A 26,629-nucleotide genomic window follows, 5' to 3' on the forward strand; every position below is an offset into this window, starting at 1 on the left:
CACTTAAGTTGAGTCTATTTATTTCAGGAGATTCCCGCTTTATCGTGCTTATGGTCAGGAGGACACGACAAAGGGATTTGTTATGAATTCTTAAGTCATGCTGCATAAGGGACGGTAATTCTCTTAGGTGGCAAAACCCTTATTCACAACAGTTAGTTTTATCTAACTGCAGTTATATTACACTAACTATTTTTTTCTGTCAAGCAATTTTTTTATTTTTTTCAAAACGAGTGTTACTGTCAAGTAATCGTTGGCAACTCCATCATACAGACTAAGGAATGTCTTGCTTTGGTTTAGGCTCTGCCTCAAAGACACACTACAAAAAAAGAGCCGGTGCAACCCTAAAGACCATACCGACCATAATACTATTTAGTATCATCATTCACATTTAATACAGTACCTATTTCTTCATAGACTGATATAGTATCTAAGAAATCAACATCTTTAGAATACGGGTTATTCTGTGTGTATTTTTTCCATAGTTCTTTTGGTGTTTCACTTTCCCGGAATAACTCTACGATTTCCTTATACTGTAAAGCTGTTTCAAAAGAACCTCTGTATTTACTCGTTCTTTCTATTGCTTTTCTTAATATGTCTTTATCAATTTTATCTTTATAAATGCTGTATATCATATACAAATCATAGAAATCCCTTGCTCTTGTTGTGGTAATATTTCTGCTTGAAATAGTTTCAAATTTTTCAGCGAGTATAGTTTCTATGGTATAGGTCATAATCGGTATTGTACCTTCTTCTAAGATTCTTGAATAGGAATAATTCATTTCTCTTGGAGTAATAACATCTCCTGTCGTTATATCTATATTTAAGGTTGCATTTATTTTCCCAAAAATGCAGGATATGCTTGCACAAAAATCTTCATACACATCTTCCTGTCTTATTGGCGATAATTTAATCAGCTTATATTCAATATCTGCATCAATTTCAATCGCTAATATTTCATTTAAAATATTTGATATAGACTCTTCATTTAGCGGAATGCCTCTAAGCGTGGTATCCATATCCATCGTACTACGCATATCAACACCGATAAGAGAGGAGATAAGAAGTCCGCCTTTTAATATAAAATTCTCACTATATTTTGATTTTGAGAGTTTTTCAAGTATTCCTTCAAACAAGCACATCTGAAGCAGAGAGTTCGGATTAACTCCCGTTTTCTTAGATATGTTCCTAATCGCTCCTTTTATCTGTTCCGATGTTTTCATAACAGCACCTCCGTATATCGTTTTAAAGCTTGCTCCATATTCATCCTAATGGCATATTTTGACAGTTTTAATAAATTTTTCTCCTTACCTGCAAAGTAAGATTTTATTGCTTCGCTAAATACTTGTGCATCTATTCTGTCCTTATCTTTGATAATATCAAGTATGGTTCTTTCTTTGTCATACACTAATATTTCTCTGCCAAAAGGACCGGTTATAGTTGTTTTTCCAATATCGTAATAATCTTTTTTCACATACTTAAAAATAATATTATCTCTTGTTGACTTGACTCTGCTGACATTATCTCCTACCTTTACAGTCATCACATAAACAAGGGGCATTCGTGTTGATAATCCTTGTAAATATGCCGCTGTTTCGTGAGAAAAAATACCTTTGGGTATTCTGTATGAGAAATAAAGATACTCATCAATATTCTCATCCGGAAGTACATAGAGTCCGTTGGCTATTTTTTCAAGTTCTTCTTTTATGGTTAATTCTTTTAGGATATCCTTATGAATACCAAGATTTAAGGCTTCTTTGGTAGTTATAATCCCATTATTTTCTTTTATTTTTTTTAGCAGGAGTTCCCGTTTACTCATTTCTATTACCGCCTTTTCGTTCTTAAATTATGGTATTTATAAGAACAAAAGTCAATATTTAGCAAAAAAAAGACGGAGAACTCATTTTCTCTCCGTCCAATCCTTTCCATCAAGCATTCCGCGAGGCTTCCTGCATCTCCATATACTCTCGCAAAACATCATTCAAATCCTCTGTCAAATCATCCACATCAATGCCGTGAGCCTCACAGGCTTCTTCTAAAGACTCTGCTTGAGAGGCAGCACAAGATACGCAACCCATACCGTTTTGCATAAGAAATGGAGCGATCAATTCATTTAGCGCCAAAATCTCGCTAATCTTCATGTCTTTTGTAATTTCTTCCATAGCATTCTCCTTCCTTAACGCCTTTTCAAGCTATTTTTTGTAAGGGATTCTTTTCTATTCCATAACTCCCGCCCGGGTAATCTTGATTCGATTACACCGTCTTTAACTTCTGTAAAGCGTTTTCTTGGATCAATTGCTCCATATGCTCCTTATAATAAGCCTCTGTAGCGGAACCGCCGTTCACTCTTTCTCCATATTCCAGCAAAAGATTTGCAGCACGATTCAGGCTGTCGATGTCGTCTCCTTTACTGTGCAGACTCAAATAATACCCCTTTTTGTCCTCTGCCTTATACAGACTGTTTGCGCCCAAATCACAATACGACACCGCCTTGGCTGCATCGATTACGCGATCCAAAGTCCGGAAGCGATATAAGCGAATCCCCTCATCTCCGGATTCCTTCTTCTCTTCCGCTACGCCGGGTTCTTCTTCGGTCTCCTTCAATTGCTTCATCAAGCCCTGCGCTCCCTCCAAAATCTGGGTTGCCAGTTCTGAAATCCAGCCGTTCTGTCCACTGCCGGCTGCGGAAAACTTCGAAAAGCGTGTATCTAACTCTTCCGGGTCATCCACCTTAGAAATAATGAGTTGTACCGCACCTCCTTGCAAAGGAACAGCCTCAATCATGAGGGGCGTGTTTTCAATGGAAAATCCAACCTCTTCCTTCGCCTTTTGCATCATTTCATTAAATAGCCTTTTAGCAGCTTGAGAGCCATAGGTCATATCCCTTAGGTTTAAATTCCTCGAAGATAAATCTAAACTGGACAGTGTACACTTGATGGAGTTGTCATCAATTTTCTCGATTTTCATGGCTCCTCCTTACTATCGATAGCCTTTTTCCCTTACTAAAAAAGATTTATCGATTGCACTATCATACTATTTAATCGGTTCATTTGCAATTTCTAATACCCGTTTTTAGAATATTTTAAGCTAATATACCGGATAAATTCTGTTGATATGCTATATTATAAAAGAAATTTATCTGACTTTAATGATATTAAATCAATTTTATTAATAAAAGATCTTACTTTTCTCCCCTGTAAAACGAAATAGGCTGCATTCCCCCATGCACTACAAATCATCTGCTCTTGATAAGGAAAAAGAAGAAGCTTTTATCGCTCCTTCTCCGCATTTTTAAAGCGCGTATACTGCGGTTGCCACAAAAGGCGCACCGTCCCTATGGGACCGTTTCTTTGCTTTGCTATAATCAACTCCGCTTCGTTAGGATGCTCCGTATCCTTATTGTAATAATCATCTCTATAGAGGAACATGACGATGTCGGCATCCTGCTCGATTGCCCCCGACTCTCTTAAGTCGGAAAGCATGGGGCGGTGATCCGGACGCTGCTCCACAGCACGGGACAGCTGAGAGAGTGCAATAACCGGGCAGTCCATCTCTCTGGCAAGTGCCTTTAGGGATCTGGAAATGTCGGAAATCTCCTGCTGTCGGTTTTCCAAAGACCTTTTCCCCTTTTCTCCGCTCATTAGCTGAAGGTAGTCTATCATCACAAGGGAAAGTCCGGACTCCAGCTTTCTCTTCCTGCATTTTCCTCTCAATTCACTTACCGTGATTCCCGGAGTATCGTCAATAAAAACCTGCGACTTGGATAAACGATCGACTCCTTCAATGAGGTCTCCCCACTCTTCGTCCGTAAGGGTTCCTTTTCTCAGCTTATCCGCCTCAATCTTGGTTTCCAAAGAAAGCAAGCGATTTGCCAACTGTTCTTTGGACATCTCCAAGGAAAAAATCATAACCGGTTCCTGCTTCTTTACCGCTACATGGTCCAAGATATTTAAGACAAAGGCCGTTTTTCCCATGGAAGGTCTTGCCGCAATCAAAATTAAATCGGATTTCTGGAAACCTGCCGTCCGATAGTCTAGGTCAATGAAGCCGGAAGCAACGCCCGTAATGGCATTCTTCTGTTTGGATGCTTCTTCCACCTTCCGAAGTACATTCATGGCCACCTCGGAAATGGGCACAAATTCTCTGGTATTTCTCTCGAGTAAGAGATTGAATATCTTTTTCTCCGTAGTCTCCAGTATGGTTTCCAGGTCTTCTTCTCCCCGGTAGCACATGTTGGCAATCTCTTCGTTCGTTCGAATCAGAGCACGAAGAATGGACTTGGAACGTACCATCTCGCAATAAATGCGGATATTCGCCACACTGGGTACTTCCATGGCCAGATTTTTCAAGGTTTCCAAGGAAAAAAACTCAGGCGGAACATCCTTCTTCGCCTTCAATCTGTCCTGTAAGCTGACAAAGTCAATACTGATGCCTTCTCTGGCCATTTCCTTCATCGTAGAGAAAAGCACCTGAAACTGTCTTCCGTAAAAATCTTCAGGCTGTAAGATTTCCAAGGCCTGCAGTACCGCATCCCCGTCGCGAATCATCGCACCGATTACACTTGCCTCCGCCTCCTTCGAATGGGGAATCGTTCGTAAAAGCAGCTCTTCTTCCTGTGATGCCATAATTTACTCCGATTGTACACTGACATGGAGAGTCGCCTCCACATCCTTATGCAACTTCACCTTGATATCATAGCCTCCGAAATTCTTCATCGGCACATCCAGCTCCATTTTCTTCTTATCCACACTGATGTCATACTGCTTCTTCAGCTCTTCCTGTACCTCTTTTGTGGAAATGGAACCGAAGGCTCTTCCGTCTTTTCCCGCCTTCATATGGAAGATGAGCTTTACCTCTTCCAGTTTCTTCTTCAGCGCCTCCGCTTCTTCCAATTTTTCTTCCGCAATCTTCTCGGCATTCTGCACCTGCAGCTTTAAGGTATTTAAGTTCTTGGCATCCGCCAGAACGCCCGCCTTAGTGGGAATGATGAAATTTCTGCCATATCCCTCACTGACTTCTACGATTTCTCCCTTTTTTCCTAAGCTCTTTACATCCTTTAATAAAATAACCTTCATTATTCCACTTCTCCTTCTTCAATCATTTCGTCAATCGCCGCTCTTACCTTGTCAATACACTCTTCTATCGTAAATCCCTTCATCTGGGCGCCGGCCACCGTACGATGTCCGCCCCCGCCAAGCTTCTCCATAAGCACCTGCACATTCAGCTCGTCGATAGAACGGGCGGAAAGAAAAACCGTATCCTCCACCTTCGTTAAAACGATGCTGGCTTTGATGCCGCGAATATTCAGAAGTTCATTGGCCGCCTTGGCGCAAAGCACGGTCGGGCTCTCTGTCCCGGCCCTTTCCAGGGTACTGATGGCGTAGTATTCCCGATAAATATCCGCCTTACTGATGGTGTCCGCCTTCGCCTGATAATCAATAAAATCCTCTCGGAACGTTTTCCGAATGCGGATAATGTCCGCACCGCAACGTCTTAAATAGGCAGCGGCCTCAAAGGTTCGCACGCCGGTCTGGTTGGTAAATTCCCGCGTGTCGATAACGATTCCCCCGTACATACAGTCCGCCTCTATCGGCTTCGCCTTGATTCCCTCCCGAATGTACTGCATCATCTCCGCAATCAACTCCGAAGCGGAAGAAGCATAGGGTTCGCAATAGCTTAGAACTGCCCCCTGTATGGTCTCGGAACTCTGCCTGTGATGATCAAATACCACCTTCGTTTTCACCATGGTCAGCAAATCCGGCTCATCAATAATGGAAGGTCTGTCACAGTCCACCACCACGAGCATGGTATTGTTATCCACCAGAGCCTTTGCCGTCTCTCCGTCAATAAACATATCATTCGGATAATCCGGATTGTTCAGAAAGCGTTCCTTTAAAGGAAGAATGGTGGAGGTCACCTTATTCTGCACAATATAAGCTCTCTTGTCCAGTGCCGTAATCATGCGATAGACTCCTACGGAAGCTCCGAGACAGTCCATATCCGCATTCTTATGTCCCATAATCAGGACCTTATCCTTCGAGTCAATCAACTCCTCAAAGGCCTGCGCCTTCACTCTTGCCTTAACTCTGGTCACTCTTTCCGTACTTTGGCTCTTACCGCCAAAGAAGCTGAGCTTCTCGGGATTCTTTACTATCGCCTGGTCCCCGCCTCGACCGAGTGCCATATCCATGGCGGTTCTCGCATAGTCGTAGTTCTGGGTAAATTCTCCCGCACCGTAGCCGATTCCCAAGCTTAAGGTTACCGCCAGTTCATTTCCCATATCCACTTCTTTCACCTCTTCCAGGATGGAAAAACGATCCTCCATCATCTTCTCCAAGGCTGTCTGCTTTAAAAGAAAGAAGTATTTGTCTTTTTCAATTTTCTTGATAACACCGTTTGCGGAACTGATATAGCGGGTGATTTTTCGATCCACAAGAGCCGTGAGCAGGGAACGTCTGACTTCCTCAATCTGCTCCATAACATCTTCATAGTTATCGATATAAGCCAGCCCCAACACCACTCTTTCTTCATCCAGCTTCTGTTGGAGCTCCACTTCCTCCGTTTCGTCCCGCAGGTAAACCGCTACAAGCTCTTCTTCCTCCGAAAGACCGTAGTGTACAACCTCTCCCTCATCCCGTAAGCTGTCCAGACGAATGATGTCGATACAATACTTTCTTCCCATGAAGGAGGAGTGCAGCTCCACCACCGCTTCCTTTTCTTCGAGCATCTCTTTCTGCATATTGGGAAAAATACTGAAAATATTCTTCTCCGGCTTATTACCGGTTTGCAAAATTTTATGTAATGCCTTATTCTCCCAGAGCAAGTCTCCATTCTGTCCGATAATACAATAGGCGGTGGGCATTTCCTCAAAAAGCTTTGCCCTGTTTTCATTTGCCCGCAAGGAAAACTCCAAAAGAGCGGATAACATCAAGCTCTTTCTGCTACGATACAGAACAATGGCCGCACAAAGGTAGAGCAAGGCAAAGAAGATGAGCATAAGCCCATATCTCCACTCCCTAAAAAATGCCGTGAAAATTATGGGAAGCCAAAGTAAAGATAACCACAAAGGGGCTCTCAGATAAAAATCTATTATCCCCGGTAATGCATGTCTTTTTTTCATGATTCCTCTTTCATCATCTTTTATCTAAACAAAACAATCTCTGTTAATCTGCTGTTTCTTTTCTAAATCCTTTTTTCAAATAATCTTTGCCATTATACTATTTCTTCCTTCCAAGGTAAAGTTACAAGCTTCCTATGAAGAACGAAAAGCTTACTCCGGAGAACAAAAAGATTACGAACTTAAGGAAAAACGAGTTATCCTTAAGATTTTCTTTATTGTTTTATTTTCCTCCTCTAGTAGAATGAATGCAGTTTTGCGAATGATTTTTGAAAATAAAATGTAGAAACAGAGGTTATACTATGAAGAAAACGAATTTAGTTGCTACTCTTGCCATTGCAATGAGTGTTATGGCAGCTATCCCCGCTATGGCAAATTGGAACATGGGACAGGGAGAGAACAGCAATCGTTGGTGGTATGGAAATGAAGACGGAAGCTGGTGTCACTCCGGTTGGTTCTGGCTGGACGGAAACAGAGACGGACTCGCAGAGTGCTATTACTTTGATGATGCCGGTTGGGCTTTGATGGACACTACCACTCCGGACGGGTATACCGTAAATGCGGATGGTGCCTGGTATGTAGGGGATCCGGATGAAGGCGTAAAAGAAAAGGAAGTAGAGGTGCAGTACGAGCAGGCTGAGCAGGATGCTATCAATAAGAAAAAGCCTGTCGTAAAAGTTCCCGAGAAAAAGAACGGTGTTATGAAGAACTATAAGCCGAGAGGAACAGGCATCCAGGGAAGCGGCGTAACCCCTAAATCCGGGGAAGTCAATGCTGCCGATTTCAGTAGAGAGCAGGGCAAGAATTAAGCCTCGAAAAGAGCGAATCAGACTATTTAAAAGGGGGAAGAAATCCGAAAATTTCTTCTCCCTTTTTGTTCATAACGAGGGTCGTGCGCAAAGGGTCGATATCTCGTTTATAACGAGTATTGCTCGCGAAACGCCCTGAAGGCTTAGAACAAAAGCAGACCCATAACCTCTTTCTTTAAGGTCTCCGCCTTTCTCTTCATATTCAAAAGACTTCTCAAATCACTTCGTCCTGCCGCCACAAAAACAAGGGTCCGATACATTCCCAATTTGCTGATGCCTTCTTCATTTTTGAAAATATCATAGGCATAGGAACAACTTAAATAGGGACTTTCATCGTTCATGAACTTGACCGTTTTTTCTAAAAGTGTCTTGTCCTCTCCTACAAAAAGAATCTCTTCGGCAATATTCCTTTCCTTAAGGAGCAGAGAAAGGTTACTCTTCGCAAGGGAAAGCAGAGCCTCTTCATCCCCTTCTCTTTCCCGGTCTCCCGAAAGCTTGTCGGATAAGCTTTTGCAAAGCCCCTCTCTTCCGAATCTTCTTTTACTTCCCAATACGGTAAAACCGTAGATGCTCTCCAAATCTTCTTCTCTCGGAAGCTTCTTTTCAAAAAGATACTGCAATGTAAAAACAAAAACAGAAAGAAATCCACCCAGTATCACGCCTAAAATGGCTTGTTTCGCAAAGGCTCTTTTGCTGAATCCGAGGTTCACACTTGCCGTTTCCTTAGGAAGACTCTTCTCCTGATCCTTCAGGTTTTTAATGTTTTCCAAGCGTTTGTTCAGACTTGCCTTCTTGTCCTCCTGTCTTCCCAGGATAGAATCCTGTCCTCTTCCTTCTACATTTTCCCCGGAGTTTTGATAGGTCAAAACACTGTGCACACGCATTCCCTGTGCGCTTGTATCCGAAAGAAGAATGATGCTGTGCGGTTCCAGCTCTTCTCCCAGTTTTGCGGCAGCATTCTCCCAATAGGCCTTCGCGGCATTTCCCATTTTTTCTACCTCTTCCGCACTTGCACCTGCGAAAGAGAGACTGATGTTCCCGGTTTTATCATCGGCATCCAGGAACAGGAGATCCGGAATATCACTGCTTTTCAAATTCCCCGTCGAGGATGCAATCTGATTATAGAAATCCGTCGAGCGAAAAAGCGTCTTATAAGCTTCCACCAAGCCTTCCCTCTCCGCTATTCTATTCATGTAAATCGATTCCGAATTTCCCTGCGCATCCACAGGATTGGGCAGTTTCAGATAAAGGTCCATCTGTCTCTCATAGACGGAATCCGGCTTCAATTGAAAGAGAGCCGAATCCTCCAGTCTCTTTACTTCCCAAAGAGCTAAATCCTTTTCCCGCTCCAGCTGCGTTTTTACATAATTCGCCGTTCCCTCTTCTAAGGCCCGCTCCTTATCAAACGCCGACTCTTCCTCCGTACTTACGGCAGGATTCTCCTCACCTCTCCGCAAGGTTCTCAGGCTCGCAAAAAGAATGCCGAAAATACAGCTGCACGCAAGAATCAGAACTCCTTTTCTCAAATACATGGCTAAAAGCTCGGGAAGGTCAAGTACAAGCTCCTCTTGCATCTCTTTTTCCATAAGTTTGTTTTCTCCTAAACTGCTACTCTTTTCTCCGAAGTGTGTCCGTTTCATTGTATCATAGAGAAGAAAAAAGATAAGCCGTTTTTGTGATTTAGCTTATCTTTTCTCTCTTCTGTTTTTCTTCGTAGAAAAAGCATTTCCTCTCTTCTTATCCGGTCTTACAGAATTTTTCTTCCTTGAACATACTTGGCTTCCATCTCAAATAATTCCTTTTCCGTATACAAGAGCATTTCCAGACGCTCAAGTAGGCTTTCTTCCCTGACGCTCTGTCTCTTCCGGGAAAACACCAGGAAATCCGCCTCATAATCCGGCATGAAAGACCCAACCTCCCCAAAGAAAGCACCGCCGGAAAGCGTTGCCATATAAAAGGCCTCTTCCAGATTCAAGGCACTGTCATGCTCTTCCAGGAGGCAGTTTCGGAGCTTGGAGGCCCGGATGGCATCCGTAAGGGCTCGAAACATGGACAGGTTCGCCCCTCCCGCAACATCGGTTCCCAAAGAAAGCTTTGCGCCTTTCTTCAGAAAATGTTTTACCGGAGAAACGCCGGATTGCAGATTGGTATTGGACTGCGGACAATGGCAGATAAAGCATCCTCTCTCAATAAGAAGGTCCAGTTCTTCCTCCCCGGTATGAACGCAGTGGGCCATAACGGTATGGTTTAAGAGACCATAACGATCATAACTCTCCCCATAGTTTCGGGTACCCGGACAAAGCTCGGAAACCCAGGCGATTTCCGCCTTGTTTTCGGAAAGGTGAGATTGCAGGGGAAGCCCTTTTTCTTCCATCATTTTCCCGAGACCGAGAAGCAACTCATCCGAACAGGTTGGGGTAAAGCGCGGCGTCAGAATCGGGCGGCAGTGCCGATAGTTCTTCGGGATTTCCTCCAGCCACTCTCTTGTATTCTTTAGCGACTCTTCCGCACTATGCTCTGTTAAATACTCCGGAGAATTCCGGTCCATATTGACCTTTCCCACCATAGTCTCCAGGCCGCTTTCTTCCAGAAGTTCCATGAGGCAAAGCGTTGCATCCTTATGCAAGGTTCCGAAAATGACCGCACGGGTTGTGGGACTTTCCTTTAAATCCTCCACAAAATTACGATAAGCCGCCCTTGCATAGTCGGTATCCCGATATTTCGCCTCTTCCGGAAAGGTGTTGATATTCAGCCAATCCAGAAGCGGTAAATCCATTTTCGTTCCCCGATAGGCATACTGGGGTGCATGGAGATGCAGGTCCACCATCCCCGGAAGCACGAGTTTTCCACGATAGTCTTTGATTTCCAAAGCGGAACAATTCGAAGGCAGGCTCTCATAGACGGCAAGGCATTTCCCGTCCTTTACATGCAAATAGGCATTTTCCTTTGTCTCAATATGCTCCGGTCCCGTACTGTAACACAGGTCTCCGTGTACTAAATATTCCATTTTCCCTCCTACAAAAAATGGAACAGCTTCCGATTCCCGAACCGAAAAATCTCTCTTTCCTGTCCGGACAATTTAACGCTCGGTGGAAACCGTTCCATGTGCAGTGTATCTTAAATGAAAATATATTTCAAAATGAAGATAAAGCTTAATACGTACATCAAAATGCTGACTTTCTTTCCCTTTCCGCAAAGAAGGTGAATAACGGTATGGCTCATGATTCCGAATGCAATTCCCTCGGAAATGGAATAGGTAAAGGCCATCGCAATAATGCAGATAAATACGGGAATCGCCGTAAGCATATCGTTCCAATCAATCTTTGCCACCTGCTGCATCATGAAAAATCCGACTACGATAAGTGCCGGTGCTGTTGCAAAGGACGGAATCGCAAGGAAAATCGGAGAGAAGAACAGTGCAATAAGGAAGAGTACACCTACTACAATAGACGTAAGACCTGTCTTGCCGCCTTCCGCAATCCCGGAAGCGGACTCTCCGAAGGTTGTAATCGTGGAAGTTCCGAAAATAGCGCCTACCGTGGTTCCGATTGCATCCGCAAGAAGAGCGCCCTTAATCCCGGGAAGCTTTCCGTCCCGATCCAACATATCGGCCTTGGAAGCGCATCCGATTAATGTGCCGAGGGTATCAAAGACATCCACGAAAAGGAAGGCGAAAACAACCATAGCGAATTCAAGACTGGCAAGCTTCGATAAATCCATTTTCATAAAGGTCGGTGCCACGGATGCCGGCATGGAAACGACCTTTCCGGGAATCAGGCTGTAAAAACCGCCGTCCGGATTCGGCTGATAAAGGCCGGTAAGCTGACAGAGAATCCCCAGCCCCCAAGTGATTACAATTCCCAGCAAAATATTTCCTTTTACATTTTTAATCACCAGGCAGGCTGTGATTAATACGCCGAGTAAGGCAAGAAGCACGGTGATTCCTTCCGATTGGAAGGTTCCGTTTAAGACAGAGCCCTTGAAAGAAAATAAGGTTACCAAAGTTGCACCGTCTACTACAATATGTGCATTTTGTAAACCGATAAAGGTGATGAAAAGTCCAAACCCCACGGAAACACCGAGTTTCAGACTGGGCGGTATCGCATTGAAAATTGCCTCACGAACATTGGTCAGGGATAAAAGGATGAAGATGATTCCTTCCACAAACACGGCTGCCAATGCCATTTCCCAGGTGTAACCCATATTCAGTACCACGGTATAGGCGAAGTAAGCGTTCAGTCCCATTCCCGCCGACAAAACAAAGGGCAGATTAGCCAGTAGCGCCATCATGATGCAGGCTATGGCGGAAGCTATGGCTGTTGCCGTAAACACGGAGCCCGCATCCATTCCTGCTGCAGAAAGTACTCGCGGATTTACGGCGAGGATGTAAGCCATCGTCATAAAGCTGGTAATGCCCGCTATGAGTTCCGTTCTTACATCAGTTTGATGTTCCTTGAGTTTGAAAAATTTTTCCATTTGTCGTCCCCCTAAAAATGAAATAGACAGTATATGAAAACCGGTAAAGACTTCACGACATGTTCATACCGGGATTCAACGAGAAAAAAGAACCGTTCAAAATATCTTCTTAAGTGAATCTCTGACTGAGCTATACATCATTCGTTTTTTTACGAACAAACGATATTTTACATCAATCATCAAAAAAGAACAGGACTTTTTTTGTTTTCCTATATTTCTTTTTTTGTTTTCCTATATTTCTTTTTATTCTGCAGTGCATAAAAACTTTCTATTTTCTTTCCTCGACATTCTTCGCTATAGTTAAGTTATAAGGGTTCCGTTTCTCTATTTTTATGGCTATAGACTCTATTTTTTACTTACTTTCCCACTTACTTTTCTACTCTTTAAGGAGCGGCAGTATGAACAAAAGTCTTTACGACAAATTATCCAAGGTTTGCAAAAAAGAAAGTCCTGCGGATCTGATTTTCCGAGACGCCCATATTTTTGACGCCTACACCGCCTCCTTTTACGATGGAGATGTAGCGGTTAAACAAGGCTATATTGCCGGAATCGGAAAGGACTTTCCGGGCGATACCGTAATCGACTGTAAGGGGAAGTATCTTTTCCCCGGGTTCATCGATGCACATGCTCATTTGGAAGCCGCTCTGGTTCCTCCCAATGAAGTGATTAGTGCGGCAGCGGCCTGCGGAACCACAAGCTTTATCGTAACCCCCCACGAAGTATGGACTGTGGCGGGAAAGGAGGGCATTGATTATCTCCTAAAGCAAAGTGAGAAAAGTCCCGCCAATGTCTTTCTTATGCTTCCCTACTGCATCAGTCCATCCCTTTCCGAAGGGCATGAAGCCAAGTTTTCCTCAACAGATTTCTTTTCCTTCTTAAAAAATCCACGCATTCTGGGGCTTGAAGAACTCATGGACACAAGAGGAGTTATCCACTCCAATCCTGTACTTTGGAAAACGGCAGACGGAGCGGAAAGCAAATTTCCCGGCGGCTATTCCAGCTTCTTATCCCTAAACTCCGAAGACTGCTCTCTTTTGAAGTTGCAAACCGGTCAGGTTCCGAAGGACTTTTCCTATACGCTGGATGAAGTTCATGCCGGGATGCACATTCACATCAAAGAAGACTCCGCCGTGCATAAGCTGGAAACCTCGATTCAGGGAATCCTTTCCAAGGGAATAGACAGTAGGAGCTTCTCCTTTTGTACCGACGGTAAGAAAGTGGGGGACATTCTGAGAGAAGGCCATATTAATCACTTAATCCGAAGAGCAATTTCTCTCGGTCTTCCCGTTGGAAAGGCTTATCAGATGGCAAGCATCAATGCCGCAGAATGCTACCACTTAAGTCATCTGGGAGTGATTGCTCCCGGAAAACAAGCTGACCTTGTCCTGCTTTCCGACCCGAAAAAAGTTGATATCGAGGCCGTTTTCCATAAGGGAAAACGGGTGGAGAAGAAGGAAAAGTACCCTATTTCGCATTGTCCGAAGGAACTGAAAAAAACACTCCATTTCTCTCCCTTGGAGGAAGAAGATTTTCACCTTCCCATCTTCAAGCAGAACTCTACGGTTATCGGAATCCAAGAAGGGGAAATTCGTAACAGCCGTCTGCAGGTCAACTTCAGAAGAAGCAATAACTTTGATCCCCTGGAAAATCCGGACTATCGTAAAATCGCTTCGATTTCGCGCAACAGTGGCGGGAAGCGGATGTGTGTTGCCATCTGCTCCGGCTATCCTATCCGACAAGGTGCGATAGCCACCTCTCTTTCCCGAGACTGTGACGGCATTCTCGTAATTGGAGACTCGGACAGGGATATGTGTCTTGCGGCAAACGAGCTTCTTCGAACGCAGGGAGGCGTTTCCGTCGTATCACAGGGCACCATCCTCTTTTCCCTCGCCCTTCCCATTATGGGGCTACTCACGGACTGCGGCCATGAAAAGGCGGAAGAACAGTTACGACTGCTGAAAGAAAAACTGCATGAAATGGGAATCGGTACTGCCATGGACCCCCTCCTTCCGCTTGCCTTTCTCTCCTCTCCCTCCATTCCGGAGATTCGAATCACGCCGAGAGGAATGTATGTTATAAAGGGTGCCCAGTCCAGACTTTTAAAGCAATAGCTTGTTTTCGAATTAAATAGCTTGTTTTCGAATTAAATTATTCTTGAAGATAAGATAAAATTATGATTAAATTCTAATGAGTTAAAAAGCTTTTTACAGAAGGAGGATTGTATGGAAGAAAACACAAAGCAGGAAAACGTAGTACAGAACAGTACAACGTCGGGAAATACAACACAGGGAAGTAATGCACAGAATAGCGGAGCACAAAGCGGTACAGCTCAGGGAAATGTCGCTCAGGGAACCCCCATTTATGTGGGAAGTCCGGCTCCCTCTACACAAAATGCGCAGAGAACACCGGGCAGTATCCCGGTATACCCTGTGGAAACCAAGGGTAAGTCTTACTTTGACGGAACCACCTTACAGCTTATCGGTTGGCGTTTCTTAGGAGCTTTGGTTTCTTTAATTACCTTCGGACTTTGCATTCCATGGGCCTACACCATGATTTATAAGTGGGAAGCAACACATACTTATATCGAAGGACGCCGCTTAAAGTTTGACGGTTCCGCGCTCCAACTTTTCGGAAAGTTTATCATTTGGTTTTTGGGCGGTTTCGGTCTCAGCATCCTCTTTATCATAGCGGAAGTGATTGTTATTTTTGCTGCAGGCGGATTCGAAGATACCTTTGACAGCATTCAATCCGGCATCATGCCTCCACTTGCTCTAATTGTTATCTATCTTATTTTCATTCTTGCCCTCTTCCTTTACGATGCATGGGTAGAGGTTGCTTTACGAAAATGGAAGGCTTCTCATACCTTCTTTTCTTAGGGAATTTTGACTTCTATAAAGGGGGCTGTAAAAAAACGCCCCACAAAAAGACCGATAAACCGGCATTAGCCGGATTTATCGGTCTTTTTCTAACTTTTTCTGAAATCCTGGATTTTTTATACTAATGGAATAGATTATAATATAAGAAACTTTTATTCTCTAGATTATATTTGACATTCTTCCAAAATCCATAATTAAGATATAGTTAGTAGGATACCCTAGATTAATTACGATCGTGCGATGACGACCATAACTGCGATGTATAGTTTAATCCACAAATTTTGTGGAAATACCGTAAAAAACCACCCGATATTGGGTGGTTTTTAAAAGAGGTTAGATATCCTGCTCCATGCCTGGTAAGCTACGTAGCTTATAATGAAGCAAGTAAGTATAGTGGGAATTGTTTTCGGGATTATCATCCAAATACACGCTATCGATGATAGGCATATATTTGGCAACATCATCAAGGCACCAGCCGGAAACATATAGCGCACGATTTACGCTAGGATAATACAGTTTCACAGGCTCAATGGGATGTCCATACTTAGCATTATAGTCATCAACAGTTTCATTCGTAGTCTGTCCATTACTAGCATTATTCCAGTAGAGTTCCTGATACACAGCAAATGGTTCTCCGGAACCATTATGATTCATTGCCCCTGGGACCACAATTCGCGTACCGCGTGGATAACAATTTTCCGGCTTAACATGAACCCCAACACTCATCCTAACTGGTATATCCATATGTCCAGAATCATTCCTCATGAAATAAAGTTTATTTTCCGAGCTTGACCTACGCATTCCGTTTATGGTGTACTCACAGTCGTAATAAGGAAGGACTTCTTCTCTGAGGTCGAACGCATAAATTCGTTCACTCCCTCTTGCAGCAGCAGCAGTATTATCTGCATACTCGCGGATTCGCCAGTTCAGGCCATCGGCCCAAGCTTGGACCATTAGTTCACCTGTGTCGAAACGCTGGAAAAGCCTCCAGTTGTACTTGTCGAAGTTTTTACCCTCTGCCTTAAGTTGCTGGGCAGGATATTGATACTTCGTGGTATCATACTGCACGTTTTGAACATCCGTGTTCGCCGCGTTAGTAGTATTACCGCTTGATTGAGTCACGCTTTGATTGGCGCTAGGCTTCAGACCTAATACACCTGCCTGAGCTTGCATAGCAAGTACATTTACGGACAATGTTGCTACAGCCAAGGCAGTTACTAAAAAAATCTTTTTCATTAAACCCCTCCTTTTTAAAAATTATTTCAGATAAAATAATTTCTTTAAGTTTTCAAAACATTCTCTTTTACATTTAGTTTGGTATGAATGTCTGACGCCCATCATTCAAGGTTCAAAAGATAAGTTAATCTACATTATACTCGACATAGCGCAGTAATTTATAATGAAGTTATGTACCTATGTACCACGGGAATAAGCATAGCGCTTTGTGTGAAGAACATTGGAGTGTGTATAAGGCCGTATCTTTTAATCCACATTGTAAAAATTAATGTTTTACTTTTCAAGCTAAAATGCAGTAATTTGTGAAATTTACTACCGTAAAGTATGTTGCCGATGAACAATATAAATATACACAGCAGACAGACGACACATGCACAACAGGATGAGATGTTCCGCAGAATCGGCAACGGCAACAGCCGTATAATTTCCCTAGAAGTTTTTATCGAAAACATAGTACTTTCATACTGAAAAAGGGCTGTAAAAAAGCAAAATAATAAAGTAATTTTTGCAATATAGGTCTGAATGCGGGGTAGTCTGAGCCCGTCGGTACTTGCGAAAAGCAAGAGAAACGCAGTTTTTCGCTTAGTATCCGTTACGTGGCGAAGCTAGCGAGAGCGTGCCCAAGTTCAGACCTATATTGCTTAGAAAATTATTTTGATTTTTTTACAGTCCCTTTTTATTCCTTTTTATCTTTTTTTCTTTGCTCTTTCCAAAAGACTGTAAGCAGCGAGAAGCATAATACTTAGGCTACTTGCCAAAGCATACCAGAGCATCCGGGATGTATCCGCCGTATTAACTTTTCTGGATTGCTCCCTCCGAAGCGCTCCGAGAACTTCTCCCAAGCGTTTCAGTTCTTTTTGTTCTTCCGGTGTAAGCGGGCGCTTACGAGCCTCTCCGAGTATTTCCCCGATTCGCTTTTCAATGATTCTGATTCTTTCCGGGATACTTGGCGTTGGAGGTACATTCTCTCCGCCTCCCGGTGTCGGATTTTCCGGCGTCCCGGGAGTCCCCGGTTCCTCCGGAACCGTCGGTTTGTCAGGCTCTTTCGGCTTTTCTCCCGGTCCTCCCGGTGTATTCGGATTCGGGAAAATCGGCTTTCTGGGCGTTCCTCCTCCCCCTCCGGGATAACTCGGTTCGTCCGGTGTCGGAAGAGGCGGTTCATCCGGAATATAACGGTTTTTATATTCCAAAGAATCTCCGCTGACCAGTGCAATCAGCTTTCCCGTTCCAAAGTCACTCACCGTGATGGTAATCTCTCTCAGCGGTCTTTCGTCGTTTCGAACATCGGTCACCTCTCCGGTTTCCACGAGTTCGTACTTATATTCACCGGGAGTGGTAAAGGTGATTCGTCCGAAGGACATCTGTCCTCCGTCCGCATCCGGATCGTTTTTTCCAGAGTACTTGCCCCTCCCGCCTCATCCGGCATCGGCGCACCGTTTAATGCCTTTAAGGTAAAATGGTACTTTCCGCTGATATCCGGTTTATCGGCCTTGGAAGACAGCAAGCTCTTCGAAACTTTAATTTCCGGTTTGACTTCCTGTACACCATAGACATTCCGGAAGATTAGAGGATGCTCTTCTGTTGCGGAAAGATTTGCCTTTAGGACATTATTTTCCCGCACTACCGTGACAAGCAATTCCTTTTCACCCATGGAATCCGGTATTACACCGGCAGTATTCACCAATTTCGATTCCTTAATGCGATACTTATAGATTCCCGGCTTTACAATCCGAATTCCGGAAAAACGAATGATTCCGCCGTTTTCATCCGGATTCTTAATATTGTTTATAATCGGGTTATCATACTGATCCGTAAGCGGAGCATCTCCAAGCGCACGGATGTTAAACGAGAAATTCTCCCGAATATCCGGAGCCGTGAGTCTTGCCGGTACCTCCAACTCCTTCTTCACAGGAATATCCAGCGTAAGGGGTGGAACAATGGCGTGCTTTGCCTCACTCTTTGCCTCGGTCAGGTTCACATTCATCGGAACCGTTCCACCGGTAAAAAGAGTTGCCTTCCGGTATGCAGTGTTGGTGTTCACCACGGAAACCTTTGCAGAATCTCTGGTTGCCAACATTTCCACATAGGCGACCATAATTCCCTTTTGGTCCAAAATAAAGTTTTGTCCGGACACTGTCTTTCGGCAGTCAATGGCAATCGCCTTGATACTCTTCTTGTCGATTCCGCTCATGTTATCCGGATCAAAGGCCTTCCAAACCGTGCTGTCATCTACATTTCGGTCATCCGGAATCGTTGTTGCGTAATAGCACACCGGCTTACAATAGTCCAGAGCGCTCGGGTTAGACGGATTGTAGCTTGCCTTCATCTTTAAGCTGCTTAAATCCAGTCCCTGGAAATCGCCGTTTCGATTTGCCTCTTCTCCTAAAATGTCGTAGAAAACAAAGTCCTTAGTTCTGGTGGCTTCCGCCGCCTGATACTGCAGTCTGTGACGATACTCTTCTCCGAGATAGCTGATATTTTCCTTTAAAAAGCTCTTATGAATCTCTGTGGAAACGGTATTGCTTAAGTTTGCCTCAATAACGGTAATCGGCTTGAAATTCAGCTTTCTCTCTCCGAGAATCATTTTATGTCCGTTTCCGGCACCTTCCATCATAAGATTTCTGTAGGCTTCCCGCTTTTCCACATCGGGATTTTCGCTATTGCTGAAATTAGCTTTAAACTCGGTATCCCCGGTATTTAAGAAGCCTACGGTGTTCATCGGCTCTCTACCGCGATCAATGATATTCGTATAGGGATTGTGCAGGGTATATTTCAGTTTCATACCCGCACAGTTAAATCCCGTATCCCAGTACAAGGTATTTGCGGAATCGGGAACCTTAACCTTTACAATCATCATAGTCTGTCCCGTGCCTTCCCAGTTCCTTTGGAAATGCACGGTATAGTCCGTATCCTGGATATATTTTCTGCTTGCGGAAATGGGAGACGCATTACTGATTTCCCAAGTGCCGAGCTCCACCTCTTCTTTGTTGACATAGGTACCGAAGGGAAGGAGGTCATAGAAGATTCCTTCTTTAATGAGGTACGGATCCATTACGGAACGCTTACGCATACTGACGGGAACATTTGCCTTATTTAGCAGTTCGATGGAAATCGGCGTCCACTGTTCCAGGACATCACTGTGGTAAACGCTCTCCCCGGTCTGTTCCTTTAAAATATCCGTCTTATAACTAAAGACATTTAATTCATAGCCTATTCTGCCGAAGCTTTCTCCCAGTCTCGCGTGGAACAGTTCACTCGCGCCCTCACTGTACCTTCCTTCCGCAGGTCCTGTAATAAGGGAGGTCTTACTCTTGTTGATGTCTTCCTGAATCCGATTCGCCATGTCGGTCGTCGGATGGATGTTCAAAGTAAAGGACGCGGTAAATTCCGTCCTGTAGAAGGAGCTTTCTCCCCGGAAATCAATGCCTACCGTATCGACGGGAAGCGCCATCGGTTCGGTTTCCGAAATTTTTGTCTCCGTCCCGGACTGATTCACAAAAACAACATCTCCGTTGGCTCTTCTTTTTACTGTTCCGTACTCCGTAAAATGGTTCTTCGCCTCCCCCTTCTTACGAATCATGACCTTCACTTCCGGGTACTTGGCATAATCCGTACTCGGCTGATTCAGTTCTGTTACCTTGATAGCGGGATTCGCATGCTTTTTCACATCATAGGTGTTGAACTTCGGCACAAAGAAGCTCTTATAGGAAAAATCTTCCTCTGTTAAGGAATAGGGATTTCCTCCTGTAATCGGGTCCAAATAGTGGGTATTGGATAAATCCTTCGCCACCTCTTTTCCTTCCGCGGAGCTCTTTCCGTTTGGAAGCGTCAGCAGTGAATATTCTCCGTTATCCTGCAAGGAAAATTTCACCCCGTTTGTAGTATAGCGGTCATCTCCGTAGGGGAAGTTCACACTGTCCCTGGAGACCGTGGAAATATAACTTAAGGAAAAGCTTTGCCGAAAGGCATTATACACCAAAGGCGCTTCTTCCCGCTTGGCATAGAAACTTTGCAGGGTATCCAGATTGAGAAGGGACTTATTCGTCGGATCTCCCTGCACCCACTTATCGAGCTTAAAGGTTCCGTTTCCCGTCTCCGGAAGAAGAACATGCATTTTCTTATTCTGATCCGTAATTGTAAATTCCTGCTCTCTTTCGTATCCGTCCGCCCAGATTTCCTTTAATTTCACTCCCGTTCCGATATAAATGCCGTCGTGCACCATATCGGTGGTTGTCTTCGCATCTTCAATGATTTGCATCGGATAACGATATAAAAGCGCATAAATCTGCGTGTTGAAGGTTCCGTTATATTCTTCCGGCCCTACATACTGTGCTTTATCCGCATGCTTATTATAGGGATCCTTCGGGATTCCAAGGTAAGTCTTTCCTATCGGATTTGCAAGCCAGGGCTGAGAAGCCGGTGCGGGTGTCCCGTTCCCGTCCATGTACTCGGTAATGTCCTTATAGCTTGCATCAACCTGTTGATCGATCCAGGACTTATAACGGTAATCATCAAAGTTTTGACTTTGAGGATATTTTTTAGCCCCGATGAGCTTTCCGCCTTCCAGGACTGCCGAATTGGAAGGCTCGGTAAAGACATAATCAAAGGCCTGGCTGCTGTTTTTGCTTCTTGCCACCTCAACATAATACACGCCGTAGAAAAAATCTCCGGGGTGATCATCCGAAGGTCTTTTTCCCCAGCTGTTATCCCAGTCAAAGTAAAGTCCCTGATTCTGTCCTTTCCTTCCATGGTAAACATTTACCGTCGTCGGTTCTACCTTGGTACGTACATCCACGGAAAGCTGCTTTGTATCCTCCAAATCAAATTGGTTATCGTCATGATTGACATGCAGTTCCACCGGAAATTCCCATTTATACTCTCCGACTTCTTTTCCACCAATCTGCGTTTTTGTAACCCCGAGCATGGTCGGAGTAAAGTCATAGCCGACTTCTACCCCAAACTCGGTATTTCCCTCCAGGGGGCGGTAGTTTGTCAGTCGGTAGTAGGCCTCCTGCTTCCCGTTTACCGTCTTCGGGATTTCCGTATAGTTAAAGCTGCTCTGTCCCGTTTTATTCGGTGCCTTCGGAATCCCCGAACGGTAGGAAGAGAGTAATTCCGCTCCCCTGCTTTGTCCGTTCCCTTCCTTAACCAGCACTCTTCCCGGATTGGCCGGGTCCCAGGACTTAAAGACGTTGACGGGAATATCGATGGAAACGGTTCCCTCCGGGTATACCGTATCCTTTCTTCCCTTCAGGTTCAAAAGAATTTTATAGGTTGTCGTAAAGCGCGCATTATTCGCCGGATTCAAAACAACATCCTTTTGGTCCTCGATTTTATGAACTGTTCCCGTATAGGAACGAGTCGGATTGGCCCCGGTTGTAGCCGGATCGGTCCAATAAACTTTGAACTCCGTGGAAATCTTCTCAGACGGTGCCTCTCTTCTTCTCCGCACGCGCGTGAAATAATAGGGACTGAAGGACTTGGTATTAAACAGAAGTTTTCCCTCTTCTTCCTTTGTCTCTATCAGCTCAGGATGCTCTTCATCCTTTAAGTGCAGAACATAGGAGAGCTCCTCACTGTATTCACTTCCACTCTCTCCATTTAATCCGGAGACTGTTTTATCAGCCTCTTCTTCCTCCTTCTTCACAAAGAAAGACTTTCCTTCCGGATAGCTAATCGATACGGAAACTTCCTTTCCCTCCTCCGGCTCTACTTCTCTGTAGATTCCATTCTCTTCCTTTACTTTAAAAGAGAGGTCTATTCCGTAGATATCAATGACTTCGGAGGCGCTTTCCTCTTCCCCTTCCGTCTTTCCTTCTTCAGAAAAAGCGGACTCCTGCTTTAAAAGTTTTTCCGATATAGCCAGAGCCTTTTCTATTTTCTTCTCGTTCAAAATAGGCGTAGCGAAAAACTTCGTTCCCTTCGGGAAGGTTCCCTCTTCAAAGCTTACCTGAATTTCCGTTCCGTCCTCCAGGCTCTTTCTGAACTCTCCCGCTTTAGCGAAATCCTTCTCTTCTTCCGTAAAAACGGAATTCCCATCCTTTTTTGTGCTGTCGGCAGAAAGAGCTTCGGAACCTTCTTCTGCGGATGCCCCGGAAAGTTCTTCCGCGGTCTTGCTTTCGTCTGTAGCCGAAACAGCGTCTTCGCCTTCTTTTGAAGACTGAGATTTTTCCGATGATACAGCCGCGTCTTCCTTTCTCGCAAGCTCCTCCCGATTTTCCGTGAGGCCTTCCACTCCCGTCTCAATCCGCCCTTCTTCCACTGCATAGGAAGAGAGGGGAGAAAGAACCAGGTTCATCACTAAAAATAAGGCCATAAGTCTTTTTCGATTGTGCATGATTCTTGGGCGATGCATAATGGTCTCCTTACCAAAAACGAGATATCGCACGATACTCGTTATGAATTAAATTATGTCTCTTTTTGTCTGTTCTTAAATTTTAATATTTATTCGCAGGCAAGTTTATCTATTTAAGCACAAAATCAGTTAAATTCCAAGGGTTTATACCAATTATATATATTTTTTACTCTTCGCACTTTTCTATAAATAAAATCACTCTTCCAATATTGCAATAAATTCTAATTTCGCTTCCATGCTATACTATTTGAAGATTTTATAAATTGGCTGTCGCATATTTTGTGCAAAACAGGCTTTCAAGAAGCCGTCACACATTCTTTTCGCGCGTTATCACTGTGGAGAAGTGATTTCGTGCTTTTTGCGACACACGTTTTGAACCGAAAGCTCCGCAAGTCAAGCGGAAAGAGGAGGAAGTATGAATTTTAAAGCGGAACGTATTCACATCGCCATTGCCGGAGGAATCATCGGGATTATCTCCGTTGCATTGGTATTGCTGGGCAATCCTGCAAACATGGGATTCTGTCTGGCGTGCTTTATCCGAGACACGGCAGGCGGTCTTGGTCTTCATCGGGCTGAAGCGGTACAGTATATTCGCCCGGAGGTAATCGGATTGGTATTGGGTGCCATGATTCTTTCTATGGCAAGAGGAGAGTTTGCGCCGCGCGGCGGTTCCGCCCCCGTTACCCGTTTCTTTATTGCCTTCTTCGTCATGGTCGGTGCCCTGATGTTTTTGGGTTGTCCCTTCCGTATGGTTCTCCGTCTTGCCGGCGGTGACTTAAATGCGGTAGTCGGACTCATCGGTTTTGTAGTCGGTATTGCTGCCGGCGTATTCTTCTTAAAGAACGGTTATTCCTTAAAGAGAACCTATAAGCAGACCATGGTCGAAGGCTTGTCCCTTCCCATCGTGCAGCTTGTTCTCCTTATCCTTTTGGTATCCGCTCCGGCCTTTATTTTCTTTACAGCCGAAGGTCCCGGTGCGAAGCATGCTGCAGTAATCTACTCTCTCGGTGCAGGTCTTATCGTAGGTGCTTTGGCGCAGTATACCAGACTCTGCATGGTTGGCGGATTCCGTGACATTATCCTTTTCCGCGAACCGAAGCTCTTAATCGGATTCTGCATGATTTTCCTGACAGCACTGATTGGAAACCTGATCTTCGGTAAGTTCCATCTTGGATTCGCAGACCAACCTGTTGCCCATACCGACTCTCTTTGGAACTTCCTCGGCATGGTTCTTGCCGGTCTGGGATGCACCATGCTTGGCGGATGTCCTCTCAGACAAATGGTCATGGCGGGAGAAGGAAATGCAGACTCTGCAGTCAGCTATCTGGGTCTTTTGGTCGGTGCCGCTTTCTGCCACAATTTCGGTCTTGCCGCATCCGGCAAGGGACCGACTCCCAACGGAAAAATCGCTGTCATCATCGGCCTTGTTGTACTTGTATGCATTGCCTTTATGAATACTTTTGGAAAGAAAGAAGAAAGGAGCTAATATGATAGATGCCAGAGGACTTTCCTGTCCGCAACCGGTCTTACTGATTAAAAGTGCTGTTGAAAAAACACACGAATCCCAGTATACTCTTTTAACCGACAATATGCCCTGTGTGGAAAATGTTTGTCGTTTTGCCAAGAGTGCCGGATACGAAGCCGAGTATAAGAAACAAAATGAGGAAGAGTTCTTAGTAACTCTCACAAGGAAGTAAGATGTTAAGAGAATATATTGCTACATTTCATAGCCATTTTGGCGCAGCCCGTTTTCATAAGGAAAAGGTGAAGGAGGGAAAGAAGGCCTATCTACAGCCTGTTCCCAGAGACCTTAGTTCCTCCTGCGGTACTGCTGTGCATTTTTACGTAGAGGATAACGGGAAGAGTGAACCCTTATCAATTAAGGATCCTCACGGTGAAATCGAGCAAATTGTGGAAATTGTAGGGCACAGCTATAAAGTTTGCTACGCGCCCCTGGAGTAAGATATTGCAAAAGAAGTGTCCCGCATTTCGCAGGACACTTCTTTTTTGTTCATAACGAGTATCGTGCGCAAAGCGTACGATAATATCTCGTTTAAACCGCTTATCCGGGGAAAAGCCCGAGGCAGCCGATTCAATCTGCACTTTACTCTTTTTCGGTTTCCGAAATCTTATCCCAGTCAATCGCCTTCATCTTTTCGATTAATTCCGCGATGCTGTTGGCTTTGACCTCCACCTTCTTAACTCTTTCTTTTTCCGCCTCCTTGGCTTCTCGTTTTTCAGCAAGCTTCTTCGTTTCCTTTTCGCTTTCCCGTTTCTTTTCCAGTCGCTTAGCTTCCGCCTTCTCCGTCTCCTTTTTCTTTGCCTGCTCGGCAGCGGTTTGTTTCAAAGACTTCGAAGACTTCTCCAAGCTTGCCAGAATCTCCATGCTGCCGTCTTCTTTTATACGAAGGGCAATATCTTTTACGTCGGATGCATTGGTCTTTCCGCTTCCATTCTCTTCTCCGAGTCCGAGAGAGGCTTTCAGCATTTCCTGCATGGTCTTATCAATGATTGCCAGCTGTTTCTTTTCGAAGGCCTTGTCCGTCGCCATCTTCTCGATTTCTTCATTCGTGAGTACCACGGTAAATTCCTTGGATGTCGTCTTATCCAGATACTTTTCTTCCATGCCCTTCTCTGAAATCCGGAAATCCACATTTTTACGGCTTTTCCTTAGTTTCGACAGATAGTTTTTCGCCTTGTCGGAAAGTTGCTCCTCTACCGTAAGTTCCTTTTTCTCTTCCGTTTTACGAGTCGCTTCGTTAGACAAGGTCAGTCTGTCCGTCTTTGACAAAGTGGCAACTTCCTTGTCAGCCACATTGGGAGAAAGTACCGAGCTCTCTTTGTGCTCAAGCTCTTTCTCTTTTTTTGTATGCCCCAATACTTTGTTTTGGTAGGAATCCCCCACCGCTTTCACATTTGGTAACATAGCTCCTCCTTACTTTGTTTTTATTGGCTTTTTTGCCCATAATAAGCATTTTTTCCGTGTTTCCGGAAATAATGCTTATCAAGTATATATTGTTCCATGGATGCATTGGGATTTAAAAGCAGGGTACGAAAAGCCATTTCTGCCGCTTTTTCCAAAACAACCGCATTTTCTACCGCCTTGGCGGGAGAGTTTCCGTAGGCAAAGGGACCATGGTTTTTCACGATAATGCCCGGCACTGCCAGAGGATCCAGTTTTAACTCCTCAATACATTCCACGATGACATTTCCCGTATTTCTCTCATAAGCTTCTTTTACCTCTTCTTCACGAAGCGCTCTTGTGCAGGGAATATCTCCGTAGAAGTAATCCGCGTGGGTGGTACCCAGAGCCTTAATTGCCTTCCCCGCCTGCGCAAAACTGACAGCGTAGGTGGAGTGGGTGTGCACAACACCGCGAAGAGTCGGAAAATGTCTGTATAAAACAAGGTGCGTTTCCGTGTCGGAGGAAGGGTTCCATTTTCCATCCGCCACTTTTCCCGTTTCCAGCTCAACCACAACCATATCTTCGGCCTTCATCTTTTCATAAGCTATCCCCGACGGCTTGATGACCATGTATTTTCTGTCTTCCGTAATTCCGCTTACATTCCCCCAGGTATAAATCACCACGTTTTGTCTCTTCAATTCCAGGTTTGCCTGAAAAACTTCTTCTTTTAAACTTTCCAGCATCTTGACATGTCCTCTCTAAAAAACGGATTCCTCGGTAAAACAAAATCTTCACGCATCTCGTACAAGTCCCCATGGGGAATCCTCTTTTCACAAATAAATTTTAAACTAACTTGAT

The 26,629-nt window shown here is 44.4% G+C and carries 21 protein-coding genes; 6 read left to right on the forward strand and 15 right to left on the reverse strand.

Features of this window, described 5'->3' with window-relative positions; genetic code table 11:
* Positions 1-365: 365 nt before the first annotated feature.
* From HMPREF9624_RS05960 to HMPREF9624_RS05990, 7 genes are all read right to left on the reverse strand, one after another.
* Complete coding sequence (locus HMPREF9624_RS05960; protein WP_009429801.1) at positions 366-1,220, reverse strand: nucleotidyl transferase AbiEii/AbiGii toxin family protein; 855 nt, start codon at positions 1,218-1,220, stop codon at positions 366-368.
* On the reverse strand, positions 1,217-1,816 hold the full coding sequence (locus HMPREF9624_RS05965; protein ID WP_009536968.1) for a type IV toxin-antitoxin system AbiEi family antitoxin domain-containing protein: 600 nt from the start codon (positions 1,814-1,816) through the stop codon (positions 1,217-1,219). Before HMPREF9624_RS05965 ends, HMPREF9624_RS05960 begins: the two co-directional genes overlap by 4 nt.
* Before the next feature lie 109 nt (positions 1,817-1,925).
* Positions 1,926-2,159, reverse strand: a complete 234-nt coding sequence (locus HMPREF9624_RS05970; protein ID WP_009536969.1) for a DUF1858 domain-containing protein — start codon at positions 2,157-2,159, stop codon at positions 1,926-1,928.
* 91 nt (positions 2,160-2,250) lie between these two features.
* Positions 2,251-2,964, reverse strand: a complete 714-nt coding sequence (locus tag HMPREF9624_RS05975) for an adaptor protein MecA (RefSeq protein WP_009428910.1) — start codon at positions 2,962-2,964, stop codon at positions 2,251-2,253.
* A gap of 302 nt (positions 2,965-3,266) precedes the next feature.
* Positions 3,267-4,622: a replicative DNA helicase gene (gene dnaB, locus HMPREF9624_RS05980; protein WP_009536970.1), complete on the reverse strand. Its 1,356-nt coding sequence runs from the start codon at positions 4,620-4,622 to the stop codon at positions 3,267-3,269.
* A gap of 3 nt (positions 4,623-4,625) precedes the next feature.
* The gene (rplI, locus tag HMPREF9624_RS05985) at positions 4,626-5,072 is read right to left on the reverse strand and encodes a 50S ribosomal protein L9 (RefSeq protein ID WP_009428040.1); all 447 of its coding nucleotides are present in this window, start codon (positions 5,070-5,072) and stop codon (positions 4,626-4,628) included.
* Complete coding sequence (locus tag HMPREF9624_RS05990; RefSeq protein WP_036594876.1) at positions 5,072-7,117, reverse strand: DHH family phosphoesterase; 2,046 nt, start codon at positions 7,115-7,117, stop codon at positions 5,072-5,074. Before HMPREF9624_RS05990 ends, rplI begins: the two co-directional genes overlap by 1 nt.
* 299 nt (positions 7,118-7,416) lie before the next feature.
* On the opposite strand from HMPREF9624_RS05990, the gene HMPREF9624_RS05995 reads away from it, so the two are divergent.
* On the forward strand, positions 7,417-7,923 hold the full coding sequence (locus HMPREF9624_RS05995) for a hypothetical protein (protein WP_009536972.1): 507 nt from the start codon (positions 7,417-7,419) through the stop codon (positions 7,921-7,923).
* 143 nt (positions 7,924-8,066) lie between these two features.
* On the opposite strand, the gene HMPREF9624_RS06000 is transcribed toward HMPREF9624_RS05995, so the two are convergent.
* The 3 genes from HMPREF9624_RS06000 to HMPREF9624_RS06010 all read right to left on the reverse strand — a co-directional run bounded on the left by HMPREF9624_RS06000 (position 8,067) and on the right by HMPREF9624_RS06010 (position 12,399).
* Entirely contained in the window at positions 8,067-9,509 is a 1,443-nt protein-coding gene (locus tag HMPREF9624_RS06000; RefSeq protein WP_009536973.1) for a hypothetical protein, read from the reverse strand.
* A gap of 161 nt (positions 9,510-9,670) precedes the next feature.
* Positions 9,671-10,930: an amidohydrolase family protein gene (locus HMPREF9624_RS06005; protein WP_009536974.1), complete on the reverse strand. Its 1,260-nt coding sequence runs from the start codon at positions 10,928-10,930 to the stop codon at positions 9,671-9,673.
* Between the two features lie 110 nt (positions 10,931-11,040).
* Positions 11,041-12,399, reverse strand: coding sequence for an NCS2 family permease (locus HMPREF9624_RS06010; RefSeq protein ID WP_009536975.1), 1,359 nt, complete (start codon positions 12,397-12,399; stop codon positions 11,041-11,043).
* A 398-nt stretch (positions 12,400-12,797) separates the two neighbouring features.
* Here HMPREF9624_RS06010 and HMPREF9624_RS06015 point away from each other — a divergent pair, with 398 nt between their 5' ends.
* Both HMPREF9624_RS06015 and HMPREF9624_RS11410 read left to right on the forward strand, forming a co-directional pair.
* A complete protein-coding gene (locus tag HMPREF9624_RS06015) occupies positions 12,798-14,510 on the forward strand; it encodes an adenine deaminase C-terminal domain-containing protein (protein WP_009536976.1) in 1,713 nt (570 codons plus the stop codon).
* A 111-nt stretch (positions 14,511-14,621) separates the two neighbouring features.
* Positions 14,622-15,275 carry a DUF898 family protein gene (locus HMPREF9624_RS11410; RefSeq protein WP_009536977.1) on the forward strand — a complete coding sequence of 218 codons (654 nt, stop codon included), beginning with the start codon at positions 14,622-14,624 and terminating at the stop codon, positions 15,273-15,275.
* A gap of 333 nt (positions 15,276-15,608) precedes the next feature.
* Here the strand turns inward: HMPREF9624_RS11410 and HMPREF9624_RS06025 are convergent, their stop codons facing one another.
* The 3 genes from HMPREF9624_RS06025 to HMPREF9624_RS06035 form a co-directional block, all read right to left on the reverse strand.
* The gene (locus HMPREF9624_RS06025) at positions 15,609-16,511 is read right to left on the reverse strand and encodes a hypothetical protein (protein WP_009536978.1); all 903 of its coding nucleotides are present in this window, start codon (positions 16,509-16,511) and stop codon (positions 15,609-15,611) included.
* Positions 16,512-17,197: 686 nt separating this feature from the next.
* A complete protein-coding gene (locus HMPREF9624_RS06030) occupies positions 17,198-17,872 on the reverse strand; it encodes a Spy0128 family protein (protein ID WP_036594880.1) in 675 nt (224 codons plus the stop codon).
* On the reverse strand, positions 17,800-22,866 hold the full coding sequence (locus HMPREF9624_RS06035) for a hypothetical protein (RefSeq protein ID WP_009536980.1): 5,067 nt from the start codon (positions 22,864-22,866) through the stop codon (positions 17,800-17,802). The genes HMPREF9624_RS06030 and HMPREF9624_RS06035 overlap by 73 nt, the downstream gene beginning before the upstream one ends.
* A gap of 415 nt (positions 22,867-23,281) precedes the next feature.
* Here HMPREF9624_RS06035 and yedE point away from each other — a divergent pair, with 415 nt between their 5' ends.
* The 3 genes from yedE to HMPREF9624_RS06050 are packed head-to-tail and all read left to right on the forward strand — an operon-like array spanning position 23,282 to position 24,828.
* Complete coding sequence (gene yedE, locus HMPREF9624_RS06040) at positions 23,282-24,352, forward strand: YedE family putative selenium transporter (protein ID WP_009428982.1); 1,071 nt, start codon at positions 23,282-23,284, stop codon at positions 24,350-24,352.
* Position 24,353: 1 nt separating this feature from the next.
* Complete coding sequence (locus tag HMPREF9624_RS06045; RefSeq protein ID WP_009429693.1) at positions 24,354-24,563, forward strand: sulfurtransferase TusA family protein; 210 nt, start codon at positions 24,354-24,356, stop codon at positions 24,561-24,563.
* Between the two features lies 1 nt (position 24,564).
* Positions 24,565-24,828: a DUF3343 domain-containing protein gene (locus tag HMPREF9624_RS06050; protein ID WP_009429105.1), complete on the forward strand. Its 264-nt coding sequence runs from the start codon at positions 24,565-24,567 to the stop codon at positions 24,826-24,828.
* Positions 24,829-24,970: 142 nt separating this feature from the next.
* On the opposite strand, the gene HMPREF9624_RS06055 is transcribed toward HMPREF9624_RS06050, so the two are convergent.
* Together HMPREF9624_RS06055 and HMPREF9624_RS06060 are read right to left on the reverse strand one after the other, a co-directional pair.
* A complete protein-coding gene (locus tag HMPREF9624_RS06055) occupies positions 24,971-25,792 on the reverse strand; it encodes a DUF6033 family protein (protein WP_009536981.1) in 822 nt (273 codons plus the stop codon).
* 20 nt (positions 25,793-25,812) lie between these two features.
* The gene (locus HMPREF9624_RS06060) at positions 25,813-26,514 is read right to left on the reverse strand and encodes an L-ribulose-5-phosphate 4-epimerase (RefSeq protein WP_009427816.1); all 702 of its coding nucleotides are present in this window, start codon (positions 26,512-26,514) and stop codon (positions 25,813-25,815) included.
* Between the last annotated feature and the right edge of the window lie 115 nt (positions 26,515-26,629).

The sequence above is a fragment of the Oribacterium asaccharolyticum ACB7 genome (assembly GCF_000238075.1).
GTDB lineage: Bacteria > Bacillota > Clostridia > Lachnospirales > Lachnospiraceae > Oribacterium > Oribacterium asaccharolyticum.